17 protein-coding genes are annotated in these 15,735 nt (G+C 72.1%); 11 read left to right on the top strand and 6 right to left on the bottom strand.

Going from position 1 to position 15,735, the window contains the following annotated elements; all coding sequences use genetic code 11:
* Positions 1 to 4 precede the first annotated feature (4 nt).
* Complete coding sequence (locus H4696_RS24580; protein ID WP_086858647.1) at positions 5 to 646, bottom strand: pyridoxamine 5'-phosphate oxidase family protein; 642 nt, start codon at positions 644 to 646, stop codon at positions 5 to 7.
* A gap of 80 nt (positions 647 to 726) precedes the next feature.
* Here H4696_RS24580 and pdxR point away from each other — a divergent pair, with 80 nt between their 5' ends.
* Both pdxR and H4696_RS24570 read left to right on the top strand, forming a co-directional pair.
* Positions 727 to 2,097 (top strand): MocR-like pyridoxine biosynthesis transcription factor PdxR, encoded by a 1,371-nt coding sequence (gene pdxR, locus H4696_RS24575; RefSeq protein WP_086858648.1) that lies wholly within the window; start codon positions 727 to 729, stop codon positions 2,095 to 2,097.
* A 507-nt stretch (positions 2,098 to 2,604) separates the two neighbouring features.
* The gene (locus H4696_RS24570) at positions 2,605 to 3,699 is read left to right on the top strand and encodes a D-alanine--D-alanine ligase family protein (protein ID WP_086858649.1); all 1,095 of its coding nucleotides are present in this window, start codon (positions 2,605 to 2,607) and stop codon (positions 3,697 to 3,699) included.
* On the opposite strand, the gene H4696_RS24565 is transcribed toward H4696_RS24570, so the two are convergent.
* The gene (locus tag H4696_RS24565) at positions 3,696 to 4,232 is read right to left on the bottom strand and encodes a DUF3515 domain-containing protein (protein WP_192782511.1); all 537 of its coding nucleotides are present in this window, start codon (positions 4,230 to 4,232) and stop codon (positions 3,696 to 3,698) included. The two genes, H4696_RS24570 and H4696_RS24565, sit on opposite strands and share 4 nt — an antisense overlap.
* A gap of 19 nt (positions 4,233 to 4,251) precedes the next feature.
* Positions 4,252 to 4,485 carry an Lrp/AsnC ligand binding domain-containing protein gene (locus tag H4696_RS24560; RefSeq protein ID WP_086858651.1) on the bottom strand — a complete coding sequence of 78 codons (234 nt, stop codon included), beginning with the start codon at positions 4,483 to 4,485 and terminating at the stop codon, positions 4,252 to 4,254.
* Positions 4,486 to 4,609: 124 nt separating this feature from the next.
* Between H4696_RS24560 and H4696_RS24555 the strand changes: the two genes are divergently transcribed.
* Both H4696_RS24555 and H4696_RS24550 read left to right on the top strand, forming a co-directional pair.
* Positions 4,610 to 5,566: a thiamine-phosphate kinase gene (locus tag H4696_RS24555; RefSeq protein WP_086858652.1), complete on the top strand. Its 957-nt coding sequence runs from the start codon at positions 4,610 to 4,612 to the stop codon at positions 5,564 to 5,566.
* A gap of 16 nt (positions 5,567 to 5,582) precedes the next feature.
* A complete protein-coding gene (locus H4696_RS24550) occupies positions 5,583 to 6,062 on the top strand; it encodes a GNAT family N-acetyltransferase (RefSeq protein WP_086858653.1) in 480 nt (159 codons plus the stop codon).
* Here H4696_RS24550 and H4696_RS24545 read toward each other — a convergent pair.
* Complete coding sequence (locus H4696_RS24545; RefSeq protein WP_249026953.1) at positions 6,049 to 7,227, bottom strand: glycoside hydrolase family 27 protein; 1,179 nt, start codon at positions 7,225 to 7,227, stop codon at positions 6,049 to 6,051. The genes H4696_RS24550 and H4696_RS24545 overlap by 14 nt on opposite strands.
* 57 nt (positions 7,228 to 7,284) lie before the next feature.
* Between H4696_RS24545 and H4696_RS24540 the strand changes: the two genes are divergently transcribed.
* The 3 genes from H4696_RS24540 (at position 7,285) to H4696_RS24530 (ending at position 9,358) form a co-directional block, all read left to right on the top strand.
* Positions 7,285 to 7,815: a gamma carbonic anhydrase family protein gene (locus H4696_RS24540; protein WP_086858655.1), complete on the top strand. Its 531-nt coding sequence runs from the start codon at positions 7,285 to 7,287 to the stop codon at positions 7,813 to 7,815.
* Between the two features lie 30 nt (positions 7,816 to 7,845).
* Positions 7,846 to 8,523 carry a uracil-DNA glycosylase gene (locus H4696_RS24535; protein ID WP_086858656.1) on the top strand — a complete coding sequence of 226 codons (678 nt, stop codon included), beginning with the start codon at positions 7,846 to 7,848 and terminating at the stop codon, positions 8,521 to 8,523.
* Positions 8,524 to 8,587: 64 nt separating this feature from the next.
* Positions 8,588 to 9,358, top strand: a complete 771-nt coding sequence (locus H4696_RS24530) for an alpha/beta fold hydrolase (RefSeq protein WP_086858657.1) — start codon at positions 8,588 to 8,590, stop codon at positions 9,356 to 9,358.
* 57 nt (positions 9,359 to 9,415) lie between these two features.
* Here the strand turns inward: H4696_RS24530 and rpmB are convergent, their stop codons facing one another.
* Positions 9,416 to 9,607, bottom strand: coding sequence for a 50S ribosomal protein L28 (gene rpmB, locus H4696_RS24525; protein WP_003091970.1), 192 nt, complete (start codon positions 9,605 to 9,607; stop codon positions 9,416 to 9,418).
* Positions 9,608 to 9,741: 134 nt separating this feature from the next.
* Here rpmB and H4696_RS24520 point away from each other — a divergent pair, with 134 nt between their 5' ends.
* From H4696_RS24520 to H4696_RS24510, 3 genes are read left to right on the top strand one after another with little or no spacing between them, the layout of a single operon-like run.
* The gene (locus tag H4696_RS24520; protein WP_086858658.1) at positions 9,742 to 11,319 is read left to right on the top strand and encodes a DAK2 domain-containing protein; all 1,578 of its coding nucleotides are present in this window, start codon (positions 9,742 to 9,744) and stop codon (positions 11,317 to 11,319) included.
* A gap of 4 nt (positions 11,320 to 11,323) precedes the next feature.
* A complete protein-coding gene (recG, locus tag H4696_RS24515) occupies positions 11,324 to 13,477 on the top strand; it encodes an ATP-dependent DNA helicase RecG (protein WP_086858659.1) in 2,154 nt (717 codons plus the stop codon).
* Between the two features lie 47 nt (positions 13,478 to 13,524).
* Positions 13,525 to 13,929, top strand: a complete 405-nt coding sequence (locus tag H4696_RS24510) for a GNAT family N-acetyltransferase (protein ID WP_249026954.1) — start codon at positions 13,525 to 13,527, stop codon at positions 13,927 to 13,929.
* On the opposite strand, the gene H4696_RS24505 is transcribed toward H4696_RS24510, so the two are convergent.
* Positions 13,892 to 14,524 (bottom strand): TetR/AcrR family transcriptional regulator, encoded by a 633-nt coding sequence (locus H4696_RS24505; protein ID WP_086858661.1) that lies wholly within the window; start codon positions 14,522 to 14,524, stop codon positions 13,892 to 13,894. The two genes, H4696_RS24510 and H4696_RS24505, sit on opposite strands and share 38 nt — an antisense overlap.
* Before the next feature lie 31 nt (positions 14,525 to 14,555).
* Here H4696_RS24505 and H4696_RS24500 point away from each other — a divergent pair, with 31 nt between their 5' ends.
* On the top strand, positions 14,556 to 15,689 hold the full coding sequence (locus H4696_RS24500) for an erythromycin esterase family protein (protein WP_086858662.1): 1,134 nt from the start codon (positions 14,556 to 14,558) through the stop codon (positions 15,687 to 15,689).
* Positions 15,690 to 15,735 lie beyond the last annotated feature (46 nt).

The raw sequence follows: 15,735 nt of genomic DNA, 5'->3' as shown, positions 1-15,735 counted from the left end.
CGGCTCACCGGCCGGTCACGTGCTCCGGGATCGTCCAGCCGGGGGAGAGGTCCTCGGACGGCTCGGGCGTGCCGAAAACCGTCCGGACCGGCAGCACCCCGGCCCAGGCCGCGTCCGCCTCGACGTCCTCGGGCTCGTCGCCGGGGCCCTCGGCGCGCATCTTCACCGACGCCTCGGCGAGGTCGAGCGCGAGCACGCTCACCGCGGCGAACTCCTTGGCGTTGACCTCGCGCGCGTGCTCCCACGAACCCGGCGCGAGGTGGTCGGTGAGCACCTTCAGGCCGTGCATCTTCGCTTCGGCGTCCAGGACCGGCTTCGCCTGCCCGAGGATGACCGCGCTGCGGTAGTTCATCGAGTGGTTGTTCACCGAGCGCGAGTAGACGATGCCGTCGAGGAGCGTCACCGTGACGCACACCTCGAGGTCCTGCGCCGCCGTGCGGAGGCTGGCCGCGCCGGTGGAACCGTGCAGGTAGAGCGTGTCGCCGTCGCGTCCGTAGCCGGTCGGCAGGACCAGCGGGACGCCGTCGCGGACGACGCCGAGGTGGCAGATGAGCCCTTCGTCGAGGACCGCGTACAGCGCCGAGCGGTCGGTCACGGCGCGGTGCTTCTTGCGGCCTAGCGTGGTGCGGGGCGTGGTGGACAGCATGCGACCAGCGTCTCCTGGCGCAGTGGCATCGGAAAACATCCACTTCTCGTACACTTGGGAAGTCCACTCTTGGAGGTCCCGTGTCCCACGCCGACACCGCGCTCCCGGTCAGCCTCGACCGCGCCGCCGTCACGCCGCTGGCCGTCCAGCTCGCCGACGCACTGCGCGAAGCGGCCGCTTCCGGCCACCTCCGGGGCGGCGACCGGCTCCCGTCGACGCGGGCGCTGGCGGGGCGCCTCGGCGTCAGCCGCACGGTGACGTCGGCGGCCTACGAGCAGCTGCACGCCGAGGGCTGGATCGCCGGACGGCACGGCTCCGGCACGTACGTGACGACGCCGCCGTCCTTTTCGGCCTCTCAGGTCCCCGCGCCCGCGGTGCCGGCGCCCGAGGCGGTGGCACCTTCGCTGCTCGACCTGGGCCCCGGCACACCGTGGGCGGACGGCCTGGACCGCGCGGCCTGGCGCCGCGCCTGGCGGGCGGCGGCCGACCCGGATCCCCTGGTCCGCGCCCACCGCGCGGGCCTCCCGGAGTACCGGGCGGCGGTGTCGGAGCACCTGCTGCGCCACCGCGGTCTCGCCGCCGGTTCGGTACTGGCGACCGGCGGCACGACGGCGGCGGTGGTCGAGCTGGCGGCCGCGGTCCTGGAGCGCGGGGACGTCGTCGCCGTCGAGGAACCGGGCTACCAGCGCGCGGTGCAGGCGTTCCGCCGCGCGGGCATGCGGGTCGTCGGGGTGCCGGTGGACCTCGAGGGGCTGCGGCCGGAGGCGATCCCCGCGGACGCCAGGGCGGTGTACTGCTCGCCGGCGCACCAGTACCCGATGGGCAGCCGCCTGAGCGCGGCCCGGCGGGTCTCGCTGGTGGAGCGCGCGCGTTCTTCGTCCATGTTGGTCATCGAGGACGACTACGACGGTGAGCTGCGGTTCGACGTGGCGCCGCTGCCGATGCTGGCTTCGCTGGCCCCGGACGTCGTGGCGCACCTGGGGACGACGTCGAAGATCCTCACGCCGACGCTGGGCGCGGGGTGGATGGTGGCGCCGGAGGCGATCACTTCGGCGGTGCTGGCGTACCGGGATTCGACGGGGACGCGGCCGTCGCCGGCGGGGCAGCGGGTGTTGTACGAGTTCGCTCGGAACGGGGATTTGGGGCGGCACCTGCGGAAGCTGCGCCGGGAGATGGCGGAGCGGCGGACTTTGCTGGCGGGGGCGTTGGCGGCGGCGGGTATCCCGGTGCGGGGGGATGACGCCGGGGCGCATCTGGTGGTGCCGTTTTCGTCGGCCGAGGTGGAGGCGTCGGTGATCGCTTCGGCCGAGCGGCGGGGGATTCGGCTGGATGGGCTGGCGCGGCATTTCGCGGGGACGCCGTCCGCGCACGGGGTGGCGATCGGGTACGCGGGGTGTTCGCGGGAGGCTTTGGCGGCGGCTTTGCCGACACTGGTGTCCTTGCTGCGCTGAGGGGTTTGGGGGCGGCGGCGTGTCTTGAATGAGTCATTCAGGACTTCCGGGGACCTGAATGACTCATTCAAGACGCTGGCTGTGGTGCAGGTCGAGTGCTGGTCGCGGTGGTAGGCGGCGATCCCGGTCAGGCCTGAACTGCAGCCTCGGTTGCGGTGCCGTGTTCGGGCGCTGACTTGGGGTGCCGATTCAGCTGCTGGCTGCGGCTTTGGCCTGCCCACAGCACCGGCCAGGCCACCGCCCGCACCAAACATTGTCCACAACCCAGCCGCCCTGTGGACAATCCCGCCCCGACAGCGGCCTTCGCCACTTTCCCGTCACCCCACCCCGATACGCTCGAAGTGGCGGTGAGCCCCCAGGGAGGGCGGGGCCCGGCCCCGGGCCCACGAGTCCCTCGATGTACCGGACGCCCCACGCCCCTCACCGGTTGCGTTCGTCGCTCACCCGGCGCCGCCCGGCGTACGGGGCTGGGCTGTTCCGCGAGGTCACCGGGTACGGTGGCTCACCATGAGCGAGAAGATCCGGGTGGCGGTCGTGTTCGGTGGGCGCAGCAGTGAGCACACCATCTCCTGCCTGTCCGCCGGCAGCGTCCTGGGTCACCTCGACCCCGCGCGGTTCGAGGCCGTGCCGGTCGGGATCACCCGCGAAGGCCGCTGGGTGCTGGGTACCGGGGACTCCGCGCAGCTCGCCATCCGCGGGCGGGAATTGCCCTCCGTGGACGACGGCAAGGGGCTCGTGCTCGCCGGTGACCCCTCCAGCCAGGGGCTCGTCGCCGTCGAGGCCGGGCGGGAAAGCGAGCTGCTCTCGCAGGTGGACGTCGTCTTCCCGGTGCTGCACGGCGCCTTCGGCGAGGACGGCACCATCCAGGGCCTCCTCGAACTCGCCGGCATCCCGTACGTCGGGCCCGGCGTGCTCGCCAGTGCCGCCGCCATGGACAAGGAAACCGCGAAGAAACTCCTTGCCGCCGAAGGGCTTCCGGTCGGGACCTTCGTCGCGCTGAAGCGCGATCAGTCTACTTTGGACGACGGCGAGCGGGCCAAGCTCGGGCTGCCCGTCTTCGTCAAGCCCTCGCGCGCCGGGTCGTCCGTCGGCATCAGCCGGGTGACCACGTGGGACGACCTCGACGCCGCCATCGAGCTGGCGCGCGCGACCGATCCCAAGGTGCTCGTCGAAGCCGCGGTCGTCGGGCGGGAGGTCGAGTGCGGGGTGCTCGAGTTCCCGGACGGCCGCGTCGAGGCGTCGCTGCCCGCCGAGATCCGGGTGCTCTCCGAAGACGAAAACGCTTGGTACGACTTCGAAACCAAGTACCTCGGGGACGACGCCGAGCTGGACATCCCCGCCAAGCTCGACGACGCGCTGACCGAGAAGCTCCGCGCCATGGCCGTGGAAGCCTTCAAAGCACTCGACTGCCAGGGCCTCGCCCGCGTCGACTTCTTCGTCGGTGAAGACGGCGAGCTGACCATCAACGAGGTCAACACCATGCCCGGCTTCACGACGAAGTCCGCCTACCCGAAGATGTGGGAGGTCACCGGCGTGGACTACTCGACGCTGCTGAGCACCCTCATCGACACGGCCGTCGCTCGCGGCACCGGCCTCCGCTAGGAGAACCGCAGCGGCCGCGGCGGGAGTTTCGCGGCCACCGTGTCCGAGATCTGCTGCAGCGGGCCCGTGCCGGCGCTGTCCGGCACCGTCAGCGCCGCGTAGACCTCGCGGTCCACGACGTACCACGTCGACGCGCCTTCGCCCGGCACCTGCAGCCACTGCACCTTGTTCACCAGCCGCAGCGCCGCGGTCGGGGTCAGCTCCGGGGGACGGTCCAGGCCGCAGCGCAGCACCAGCGGGTCGGTCGTGCCCCAGGCCACCGTCGCGGGCGGGGCCGGGTCCGCCAAGGCCCGCACCTTCAAGGAAGCCCCGTTGGACGTCAGTTCCGTGGGGACCGCGCCCAGCAGCGTCGTGCACCCGGGCGAGCCCGCGGCGGGCGCCGGTACCGGGACCAAGGGCAGTGGCCCCGCGGTGTCCGAGGCGGAGCGCTGGGTCAGCGCGAAGACGGCGACGGCGACCGCCAGGGCCACGGCGAGCGCGGCGGCGGTGACGAGGACCACCTTGGGCGGTGCACCGGTGTCGGATTCAGGCACGACACCACTACACCACTGCTCAGAGGTGCACGACCGGGCAGGTCAGCGTCCGCGTGATGCCTTCCACGTTCTGCACCTTCGCGACCACGAGCTGGCCCAGCTGGTCGACGGTGTCGGCGGCCGCGCGGACGATGACGTCGTACGGCCCGGTGACATCCTCCGAACTGGTGACGCCCGCGATGCTGGAGATCTCGGCCGCCACCGCGGCCGCCTTGCCGACCTCGGTCTGGATGAGGATGTATGCGTGGACCACGGCGCGCCCTTTCGTCGGGATCGGTCAGCTCAGGTAGGAACGTATCGCCAGCTCATCGAAAAACATAGGGCATCCGACTATCGGTGATCGACCTTTGTCCCGGTAGAGAAAGCAGAGGTGACCGGTGTCACCGAACGACGGAACGGTCGCCGAGACCGGGGAGTTCGCGCTCATCCGAGCCGTCACCGAAGGACGGCGCCAGCCGCCGGGCACGTTGCTCGGCCCCGGTGACGACGCCGCCGTCGTCGCCGCCCCCGACGGCCGCGTGGTCGCCAGCACCGACGTGCTCGTGCAGGGCGTGCACTTCCGGCTCGACTGGTCGCCGCCCGAGCACGTCGGGCGCAAGGCCGTCGCGGTCAACCTGGCCGACATCGCCGCCATGGGCGCCACCCCGACCACCGTCCTGGTCGGGATCGCCTGCCCGCCCGACACCCCGCGCGAGGTCGTCACCGGCCTCGCCGACGGCATGTGGGCCGAAGCCGAACGCGCCGGCATCGGTGTTTCCGGCGGCGACATGGTGCGCGCCGACCAGCTCGTGATCAGCGTCACCGCGCTCGGCGACCTCGGCGACCGCGAACCGGTGACGCGCTCGGGCGCCCGGCCTGGCGACCTCCTCGCGGTGTGCGGGCGGCTCGGCTGGGCCGCCGCCGGCCTGGCCGTGCTCGGCCGCGGGTTCCGGTCCCCGGTCGGCGTCGTCAACGCCCAGCGCTGCCCCGAACCGCCGTACGAAGCCGGTCCGCGCGCGGCGCTGGCCGGGGCCACGGCCATGATCGACGTCTCCGACGGCCTGCTCGCCGACCTCGGGCACATCGGCGAGGCCTCCGGTGTCGGCATCGACGTCCGCACCGCCGACCTCGACATCCCCGGCCGGCTCACCGAAGTCGGCGCCGCGCTGGGCGCCGACCCCCTCGACTGGGTCCTCACCGGTGGCGAAGACCACGCCCTCGTGGCCACCTTCCCGCCCTTCACCGAACTGCCGGAGGGCTGGCGCACCATCGGCGTGGTCACGATGGCCGACTCCGGGATCACCGTGGACGGGAAACCGTTTTCGCGAGAAGGCGGCTGGACGCACTGGCGCTGATCTAGGCTCCGGAAGCGTGAGAATCGTTCCGGTCCCCTACGACCACCCCGACGCGGCCAAGCTCATGGCCGCGGTGCAGCAGGTGTACGTCGAGCGCTACGGCGACGAGGACGTGACCCCGATGAGCCCGGCCGACTTCGACCCGCCGCAGGGCGTTTTCCTCGTCGGCTACCAAGGTGAGGAAGCGGTCGCGTGCGGTGCGTGGCGCGCCCACGACGGCCCCGCGCCGGACTTCCAGGACGGCGACGCCGAGTTCAAGCGGATGTACGTCGCCGATTCCGCCCGCGGCCGCGGGTTCGCGCGGATGATCCTGTCCGAGCTGGAGCGCACGGCGGCGCTGTGCGGCCGCAAGCGCGCGATCCTGGAAACCGGGACCAAGCAGCCCGAGGCCATCGCGCTGTACACCTCGTCGGGCTACGCCGAAATCCCGAAGTTCGGCGTGTACAAGGACGAGCCGGAAAGCCGCTGCTACGGCAAGGACCTCACCTCGGTGTGAGCTTGAGGAAGGCCGCCGCGTGCGGCCGCAGCGACGCCGAGACGTCGGTGCCGGTGTCCTGGTGCGCCCACAGGTCCCGGACGGTCCACGAGCCGGGCAGCGACGCGGAGACGGTCGCGGTGGTGCTGCCGGTGTTGAGCAGCACCACCGCGAAACCGCCGCCGGACAAGGGTTTTCCCCACACCTGGTAGCCCGGGCCCGCCTCGAGCCGCCGGCCCTGGCCGCCCGCGAAGTCCTGGTCGACCGCGATCGCCTCGGCGTTGGCGAGCGTCGCGAGATCCGCGTCACCCAGCTTCGCCGGGTCGGTGCCGGCGAACAGCGGCGCGTTCAGCACGGCCCAGACGCTGAAGTGCGCGCGGGACTCGTCGGTGGTCAGCGTGCCGTTGCCCACCTGCAGCATGTCCGGGTCGTTCCACCCGCCCGGAGAGCCGCTGTGCACGGCGACGGTGGCCTGCTGGTCGATCGTCGCGAGCACGGAGTCCCAGGTCGGCACGAGGTCGTAGGTCGTCCGCCACAGGTTCGCCACCGGCCGTGCCCAGGTCCACGGGCTCGAGACGCCGTATTCGGAGATCGCGTAGACGATCGGGCGGGGCAGCGCGGCGAGCTCGTCGCGCATCTTCTCGAACGCGGCCTTCCGGTCGAGGCCGTCGACGGTGTCGGCGTTGCACCAGTCGTACTTGAGGTAGTCGACGCCCCAGACGTCGAACGTCTCCGCGTCCTGGCGTTCGTGGCCGAGCGAGCCGATGCCGGACGCGGGGTAGGCGTCGTTGGCCATCGCGCACGTCCGGCTGCCGGGCACCGCGTAGATGCCGAACAGCAGGCCGCGCGAGTGCACGTAGTCGGCGAGGTCGGCGATGCCGTGCGGGAACCGCTTCGGATCCGCCTGCAGTGATCCGTCGGAGGCGCGCGCGGGGGCCTGCCAGCAGTCGTCGACGACGACGTACTTGTAACCCGCGTCACGCAGCCCGGTGTCGGCGAGCGCGTCGGCCGCTTTCTTGACGACGTCTTCCGTGAGGTCGTAGCAGCGGACCTGGTTCCAGCTGTTCCAGCCCATCGGCGGCGTCCCGGCCAGGCCGTTCGCGAGCGCCGGGGTCGCGACGGGCAGGCTGAGCAGCCACGTCAGCACGACGAGGACGAGTACGAGCGGGCTGGTTTTCGGCTTCACGGCGATGCCGTGATCCAATCGCACGGGAAGTGAAACCGCAGTCACCCCGGAGGCGGCATGCCGATCTACGCACTCGGATCCCTCGAGCCGACGATCCACCCCGACGCCTACGTCCACCCCGACGCCACGGTGATCGGCGACGTCCGGATCGGCGCGCACGCGTCGGTGTGGCCGCAGACCGTGCTGCGCGGCGACCACGGCTACATCGAGATCGGCGAGCGCTCCAACGTCCAGGACGGCTGCGTCCTGCACTGCACCGAGCGGCACCCGACGATCCTCGGGCCGTCGTCGGCGATCGGGCACGCGGTGCACGTCGAGGGCGCGACGATCGGCACCGGGTGCCTGATCGCGTCCGGCTCGGTGGTGCTCAACGGCTCGGTGATCGAGGACGGCGGCATGGTCGGCGCGGGCGCGGTGCTGTCGTACGGCTCGTACGTGAAGACCGGCGAGATCGCCCTCGGCGTGCCGGCGAAGGTGCGGGAGAACAAGTCGTTCGGGCCGGAGAGCATCGCGCTGGTGGTGGACTCCTACGTCGAGCGCGGCAAGCGGTTCCGGACCGAGCTGCGGCGGCTCGACCCGCTCGGGTGACGCCGGCCACGCCCGGTAGGCTTGCGCGCCGTGACCGCACGACCGCTGCAGGACATCGTCGAGGCAGGCTGGGCCGAGGCCCTGGAACCGGTGGCGCCGCAGGTCGCCGCGATGGGGGAGTTCCTCCGCGCGGAGATCGCCGCGGGCCGGACGTACCTGCCGGCGGGTGAGCACGTCCTCCGCGCGTTCAAGCAGCCGTTCCACGACGTGCGCGTGCTGATCGTGGGCCAGGACCCGTACCCGACGCCCGGGCACGCGGTCGGCCTGAGCTTCTCGGTGGCGCCGGACGTCCGGCCGATCCCGAAGAGCCTGGTCAACATCTACAAGGAGTACGCCGACGACCTCGGCCACCCGCTGCCGTCCAACGGCGACCTGACGCCGTGGGCCGAGCAGGGCGTGCTGCTGCTCAACAGGTCGCTGACCGTGCAGCCCGGGAAGTCGAACTCCCACCAGGGCAAGGGCTGGGAAGCGGTCACCGAGCAGGCGATCAAAGCCCTCGCGGCCCGGTCGGAGCCGATGGTGGCGATCCTCTGGGGCCGCAACGCGCGGAACCTGCGGCCGATGCTGGGCGACGTCCCGTGCATCGAGTCGGCACACCCCAGCCCGCTCTCGGCGCACAACGGCTTTTTCGGGTCGCGCCCGTTCAGCCGGGCCAACCAGATGCTGGAGCAGCAGGGCGCGGCGCCCGTCGATTGGAAACTTCCCTGAGGATCGGTGTCCGGATCCGGGTGACGGCTCCGACCAGGGGGAAACGAACCTTGGAGGACCCGCAATGAACGTCACATCGGCCGACGGCACTTCGATCTTCTTCGAGCAGCGTGGTTCGGGCGCGCCCGTGATCCTGGTGGGCGGCGCGTTCAACGACCGCACGACCGTCGCGGGCCTGGCGGAAGTCCTGGCCGCGGACTTCACGACGATCGCGTACGACCGGCGGGGGCGCGGTGATTCCGGCGACTCCGCGCCGTACGCGCTGGAGCGGGAGATCGAGGACATCGCGGCGCTGATCGTCCACGCGGGCGGGACGGCGTCGGTCTTCGGCCACTCGTCGGGCGCGGTGCTGGCCCTGGAGGCGGCGGCCGCGGGGCTCCCGATCGACAAGCTGGTGGCGTACGAGCCGCCGTACGCGACGCCCGAGCACGCCCGGGGCGATGTCCTGGACGAGGTCGACGCGCAGCTGGCGGCGGGCGACCGTGACGGCGCGGTGTCGACGTTCCTGCAGGTCGCGGGCACCCCGGCGGAGATGGTCGAGGGGATGAAGCAGGCGCCGGTGTGGGGCTGGTTCACGGCGCTGGCACACACGCTCCCGTACGACCTGACGATCTGCGGCCCGGGCGCCCGCCCCCGCACGGACCACCTGGCGAAGATCTCGATCCCGACGCTGGTCATCGGCGGCGGCGCGAGCGACGAAGCGCTCCAGGCAGGCGCTCGCGCGGCGGCCGCGGCGGTGCCGGGCGCCCGCCACGAAACCCTGGCGGGGCAGGACCACGGAGTCCTCCAGTACCCGGAAACGCTGAAGGACCTGCTGACCGGCTTCCTGAAGTAGGCACAAAAAATGGCGGGTGCTCCGGAGAGCACCCGCCATTTTCGAACTTTTCTCGCCTCAGCCGCGAACGACCTTGCCCGCCTTGATGCACGAGGTGCACACGTTCAGGCGCTTGCGCTGGGACACACCCACCTTGGCGTGGACGGTCTGGATGTTCGGGTTCCACCGGCGGTTGGTACGGCGGTGGGAGTGCGAGACCGACTTGCCGAAGCCGGGTCCCTTGCCACAGACGTCGCACACGGCAGCCACGTCGAACTCCTTTGGATCTGGGTCATAGAAATGAGCCCAGATGCACTGGGCAACTCAACCATAGTAACTACTGCGTTCCCGGCCCCGAGCACCGGGTCGATACGCTGCCCCGGGACCAGGTAGGAGGTTACGGGGTGCGGGTGCTGGACGCGGCGGCGGTGGCGGACTGGGCGGCGGGCTGCGTGCACAGCCTCGCGACCCTGCGCCCGGCCATCGACGGGATCAACGTCTACCCCGTGGCGGACTCCGACACCGGCTCCAACATGCTCTTCACCATGCGCGGCGCGGCCGCCGAACTGGCGGAAGCGAACCCCGCGGACGCCGCCGAAGCGCTGAGGATTCTCGCGCGCGGAGCCGTCGCCTCGGCCAAGGGCAACTCCGGCGTGATCCTGTCCCAGGTCGTGCGCGGGCTCGCGGACCGGGCCGAAGGGGACCTCGACGGTGCGTGGCTGGCCGGGGCGCTGGGCCACGCCGACGAGGTCGCCACCGGCGCCGTCAGCCGCCCGGTCGCCGGGACCATCCTCACCGTGCTGCACGCCGTCGCCCTCGCCGTGCGCGGGGAGACGAGCACGCTCGGCGAAGTGGCCCGGAAAGCCGCGAAGGAAGCCGCGTACGCCCTGGAGAAGACGCCGGAGCAGCTGCCCGCGCTGGCCAGGGCCGGCGTGGTCGACGCCGGCGCGCGCGGGCTGGTCGCGGTGCTCGACGCCCTGGTCGGGGTGCTCACCGGCGCGCCCATCGAGCAGGAGCACGCCCTCGAGGTGCACGCCGTCCCGCAGGCCGAGGCCTATGCGTGGGAGGTCATGTACCTCCTGGACGGCGTCGACGAGGCGAGCCTGCCGACCCTGCGCAAGGAGCTCAGCGGCCTCGGCGACAGCGTCACCGTCGCCGGCGACGGCTCGGGCAGCCACGCCGTGCACGTCCACTGCGCGGACATCGGCGCCGCCATCGAGGCCGGGCTCACGCTCGGCCGCCCGCGCAAGATCCGGGTCGAGCCGCTGCTCACGCCGACGCCGATCGAACCGGGCGGCGGGATCGACCGCACGGTCGTCGCCGTCGTGCACGGCGGCGCGCTGGCCGAGCTGCTGCGCGCCGAGAGCATCCCCGTGCTCGCCGTGCCCGAGGGCGAGACGCCGAGCGTCGAAGACATGATCAGCCTGCTCAACGAGGCCGCCGGGCAGCACGTCACGGTGCTGCCGAGCAGTGTCGAGCTGACCGCGGCGGTCGACACCGCGGCCGGGCACGCCGTGGCCGCCGACCGGGACGTCGTCGTCATCCCCTGCGTGTCGCCGGTGCAGGTGCTGGCCGCCCTCGCCGTGCACGACGCCGGGCGCCGCACGAACGACGACGTCGTCGCGATGGCCGAAGCGGCCGCCGCGACCAGGCGTGGCGAACTGCGGATCGCGCAGGAGGAGTCGCTAACCTGGGTGGGCCGGGCCCAGTCCGGTGACGTCGTGGGCCTGGTCGACGACGAGGTGGTCCTGATCGAGCCGGCGCCCGCGTCGGAGACGAACCTGGTCGCCGCCGCGATGAACGTGCTGAACCGCATGCTGGCGCTCGGCGGCGAGCTCGTGACGGTGCTGAGCGGCGCCGCCGCGCCGCCCGGGGTCGCCGGGGAGCTCGCGGAGCAGCTGCGGGTGGAGCACCCCGAGGTGGAGCTGACCAGCTACGCCAGCGGCCAGACCGGCGCCGTGCTGCTGATGGGAGTCGAATAGCGAGATGGCCGGACTGCGCGACAAGCTGCCGTTGCTGCTGGGCGCCAAGACGGCGAAGGCGCTCGCCACGTCGTTGGACATCGAGACGGTCAGCGACCTGCTGCGCCACTACCCGCGCCGCTACGCCGAGCGCGGCGAGCTCACCGACATCGCCGGCCTCGAGCTGGGCGAGCACGCCACCGTGCTGGCGCGCGTCGAAAAGGTGAGCAAGCGCCGGATGAAGGCGCGCAACGGCACCATCCTCGACATGGTGATCACCGACGGGAAACGCCGGCTCAGCTGCGCGTTCTTCAACCAGGCGTGGCGGGAGAAGGACCTCGTGCCCGGCAAGACCGGCCTGTTCGCCGGCAAGGTGTCGGCCTTCCGCGACACCCTGCAGCTGACCAACCCCGAGTACGAGCTGTTCGAAGCCGACCGCGCCGACGAGGCGATGGACGACTTCCTCGCCGCGATCATCCCGGTCTACCCGGCGGCGCAGGGCATGCCGACGTGGTCGATCGCCAAGTGCGTGCGGCAGGTCCTCGACGTCCTCGAGGTCGACGACGACCCGATGCCCGCCGAGCTGCGGCGGCTGCACAAGCTGTCCGACCTCGACACCGCGCTGCACGGCATCCACCGCCCGAGCAACTGGGCGCACCTCGAGGCGTCGAAGAAGCGGCTGAAGTGGGACGAGGCCATGGCCGTCCAGCTGATCTTCGCCCAGCGGCGCCACTCGGCCATCTCGCGGCCGGCGAAGCCGAACCCGCACGTCAGCGGCGGGCTCATGGACGCCTTCGACAAGCGGCTGCCCTTCGACCTCACCGCGGGCCAGCGGGGGATCGGCGACGAGATCGCCGCGGACCTCGCGACCGAGCACCCGATGAACCGGCTGCTGCAGGGCGAGGTCGGCTCGGGCAAGACGGTCGTCGCGCTGCGGGCGATGCTGCAGGTCGTCGACAACGGGCGGCAGGCCGCGATGCTCGCGCCGACCGAGGTCCTCGCCGCGCAGCACGCGCGTTCGCTGCGGGAAATGCTCGGCGACCTCGGCCAGGCGGGCGAGCTGGGCGCGGCGGAGAACGCCACTCGCGTGACGCTGTTGACCGGGTCGATGGGCGCGAAGGAGCGCAAGAAGTCGCTGCTGGAGATCGTCAGCGGCGAAGCCGGGATCGTCGTCGGCACGCACGCGCTGATCCAGGACCACGTCGAGTTCGCCGACCTCGGCCTCGCCGTGGTCGACGAGCAGCACCGCTTCGGCGTCGAGCAGCGGGACGCGCTGCGCACCCGCGGTGCCGGCGACACCAGCCCGCACGTCCTCGTCATGACGGCGACGCCGATCCCGCGCACGGTCGCGATGACCGTGTACGGCGACCTGGAGGTCTCCGCGCTGCGCGAGATGCCGGTCGGGCGCTCGCCGATCGCCACCACGGTCGTGCCGGTCGCCGAAAAACCCGCCTGGTTCGAGCGGATCTGGCAGCGCGTCCGCGAAGAGGTCGGCAAGGGGCACCAGGCCTACGTCGTCTGCCCGCGGATCGGCGACGAGCCGCCGTCGGACAAGAGCGACAAGCGGCCGCCGCTCGCGGTCCTCGAAGTCGCGCCCGAGCTGGAGCACGGTCCGTTGCAGGGCCTGAAGATCGGTGTGCTGCACGGCCGGATGCCCCCGGACGACAAGGACGCGGTGATGCGCGCGTTCTCCGCGGCCAAGCTGGACGTCCTCGTGGCGACGACCGTCATCGAGGTCGGCGTGAACGTGCCGAACGCGACCGCGATGGTGATCATGGACGCCGACCGCTTCGGTGTCAGCCAGCTGCACCAGCTGCGCGGCCGCGTCGGCCGGGGCAGCGTGCCGGGGCTGTGCCTGCTGGTCACCGAGGCCCTCGACGGCACGGCGACCCGTGAGCGGCTGGCGGCGGTGGAGTCGACGACCGACGGCTTCGAGCTGTCCCGCCTCGACCTGGAGCTGCGGCGGGAAGGCGACATCCTCGGCGCGGCGCAGTCCGGCAAGCGGTCGACGCTGAAGCTGCTGTCGCTGCTGCGCGACGAGGACGTCATCGCCGCGTCGCGGGCGAGCGCGCAGGAGATCGTCGAGAAGGACCCGGAGCTGAAGAAGTACCGCGGCCTGGCCCAGATGGTCGACGACGTCGTCGACGTCGACCGTGCGGAGTACCTGGAGAAGAGCTGATCCGCCGGGCCACGCTCGCCGACGCCCCGGCGATCGGCGAGGTCCACGTGGCGTCCTGGCGGGCGGCGTACGCGGGCCTGCTGCCGGACGGCTTCCTCGCGCACCTCTCGGCCGGGGAACAGGCGGCCACCTGGGCGGAGCGCATCGCCGGCGGCGGGCGGGTGCTGGTCGTCGAAGAGGCGGGGGCCGTCGCGGGGTTCGCCGCCTTCGCGCCGGACCGGCTCTACGCGCTGTACCTGCTGCCGCGGTACTGGGGCCGCGGCCTGGGCCGGGCACTCCACGACCGCGTTCTCGAGGAGTTGTCCGGCGACGCCGTCCTGTGGGTGCTCGCGACGAACGAGCGGGCGAAGGCGTTCTACGTCCGGCAGGGCTGGCGTGCCGACGGCGAAACCGGGACCGAGACGCTCGGCGAAGTCACGCTGGACGTGGTGCGGTTCCGCCGTCCGTCGTGAACACCCCGGCTTTCGCGGCCGCGGCGGCCGCGGCGGCGGCCACTCCGGCGTCCTTCGGCGTCACGCCTTCCCGGGAGACGAACAGGCGGTAGAAGACCGGCCCGCAGGCCACGCGCACGACCTCGACCGGGTCGGTCCCGGGCGGGACCTCGCCGCGCTCGACGGCCCGCTCGACGATCGGCGCGGAGCGGGCATGGCGGTCGACGTAGAACTCGCGCAGGGCGTCCGCGGCGCGCGCGGAGAGGAACGCGGCCGAGATCGACGCGGTCGGGAGCTCGCGCTCGCCCGGCGAGGTGAAGTAGTGGACGAGCTCCAGGTTGACCTCGCGCAGGTCGCCCTCGAGCGAACCGGTGTCCGGCGCGGCCCACTCCTGCTCGGTACCCATCAGCAGGGCCGCCGCGACCAGGCCTTCGGCCGACTCCCACCGCCGGTACAGCGTCGTCTTGTGCACGCCGGAGCGCTCGGCGACCGCCTCGACGGTCAGCTCGGCGTACCCGCGTTCCCCGAGCAGTTCCAGGGTGGCGTTGAGCGCGGCGAGGCGGGTCCGCTCGGTGCGGCCGCCCGGCCGTCTGGTGCCGGAAATCTCGGTTGCCAACTGCTACTCCTGTTGCGTTAGTGTGCCCAGTATGCCAGAAACCGAGTCCGTCGCCGTCGCTTCGGTCGCCGACCTGATCGGCGACGCCGAGGTCGTCGCGATCGGTGAGAACAACCATCACATCCGCGAGTTCGGCGCGCTGCGCGACCGCCTGCTGCGCCACCTCGTCACCGAGCGCGGGTTCACCGTCCTCGGGTTCGAAGGGGGCTTCCCGGAGGGGCACCTCGTCGACGAGTGGCTGCGCGGTGGCCCGGGCGACGTCGCCGGCATCGCGCGGGACGGCTTCACCTTCGGCCTGGGCGACTCGGCCGAGGTGCATGCGATGCTGACCTGGCTGCGCGGCCGCGGCGTCCGGTTCTTCGGGCTGGACGTACCGGGTTCGGCGGGCTCGCCGGTGCCCGCGCTGCGGGCGGTCCGCGAAGTCCTGTCGCGGGTGGACCCCGCCAATGTGTCCCTTGTGGACACGGCGCTGGCGGCCTGCGAGCCGTACGCGTCGGTGAGCAGCGCGGTCGCGCCGGGGCGGTACCAGGAGATGAGCGTCGCGGCGCGGGACGCGGCCACCACTGCGCTGACCGTCCTCAAAGGACACGTCGAGTCGCTGGCGCCCGAAGCCGCGCACGACGCGGAGGGCGCGCTGCGCGTCGACCTGTACCTGCGGGAGCTGGCCGCGCTGATGGCCGGGCAGGCGCCGGAGCCGCAGAGTTCGTCGCGGGACACGTACATGGCGGCCACCGTCCGGTTGCTGCGACGGCGTTTTCCGGGCGAGAAGATCGTGCTGATGCTCCACAACGGACACCTCCAGCGCGTGCCGTTCTCGCCGATGCCCGGGATGACGGCGCCGTCGGCGGGCACCCACCTGGCCGCGGAGCTGGGCGACCGGTATTTCGCGCTCGCGTTGACCGCGGTCTCGGGGACGACGACCGGACTGGCGCCCGACGAAGGCGAGCGGCTCGGGTTCCGGATGTTTCCGCAGGACCTCGGGGACCCAGCGGAAGGCAGTGTCGAGGCGCTGCTCGCGGATCAGGCGCCGTGCGTGGTCGCGCGTCCGGCGGCGTCGGGCATCCGGCACGCGCACATGACCGTGTCGGTCGACGTCGCATCGGCGTTCGACGCGGTGGTCTGCCTGAAAGGGCAGGAAACGATTTTCGGGCCCGGCGCCGAATAGGTGTGCCCGTTCGGCTGATTGCCGTAGTGGGTTCGCGGGCGTTTCC

It is taken from the genome of Amycolatopsis lexingtonensis (genome assembly GCF_014873755.1).
GTDB classification, from domain to species: domain Bacteria; phylum Actinomycetota; class Actinomycetes; order Mycobacteriales; family Pseudonocardiaceae; genus Amycolatopsis; species Amycolatopsis lexingtonensis.
This window is presented reverse-complemented; position numbering and strand designations above follow the sequence as displayed.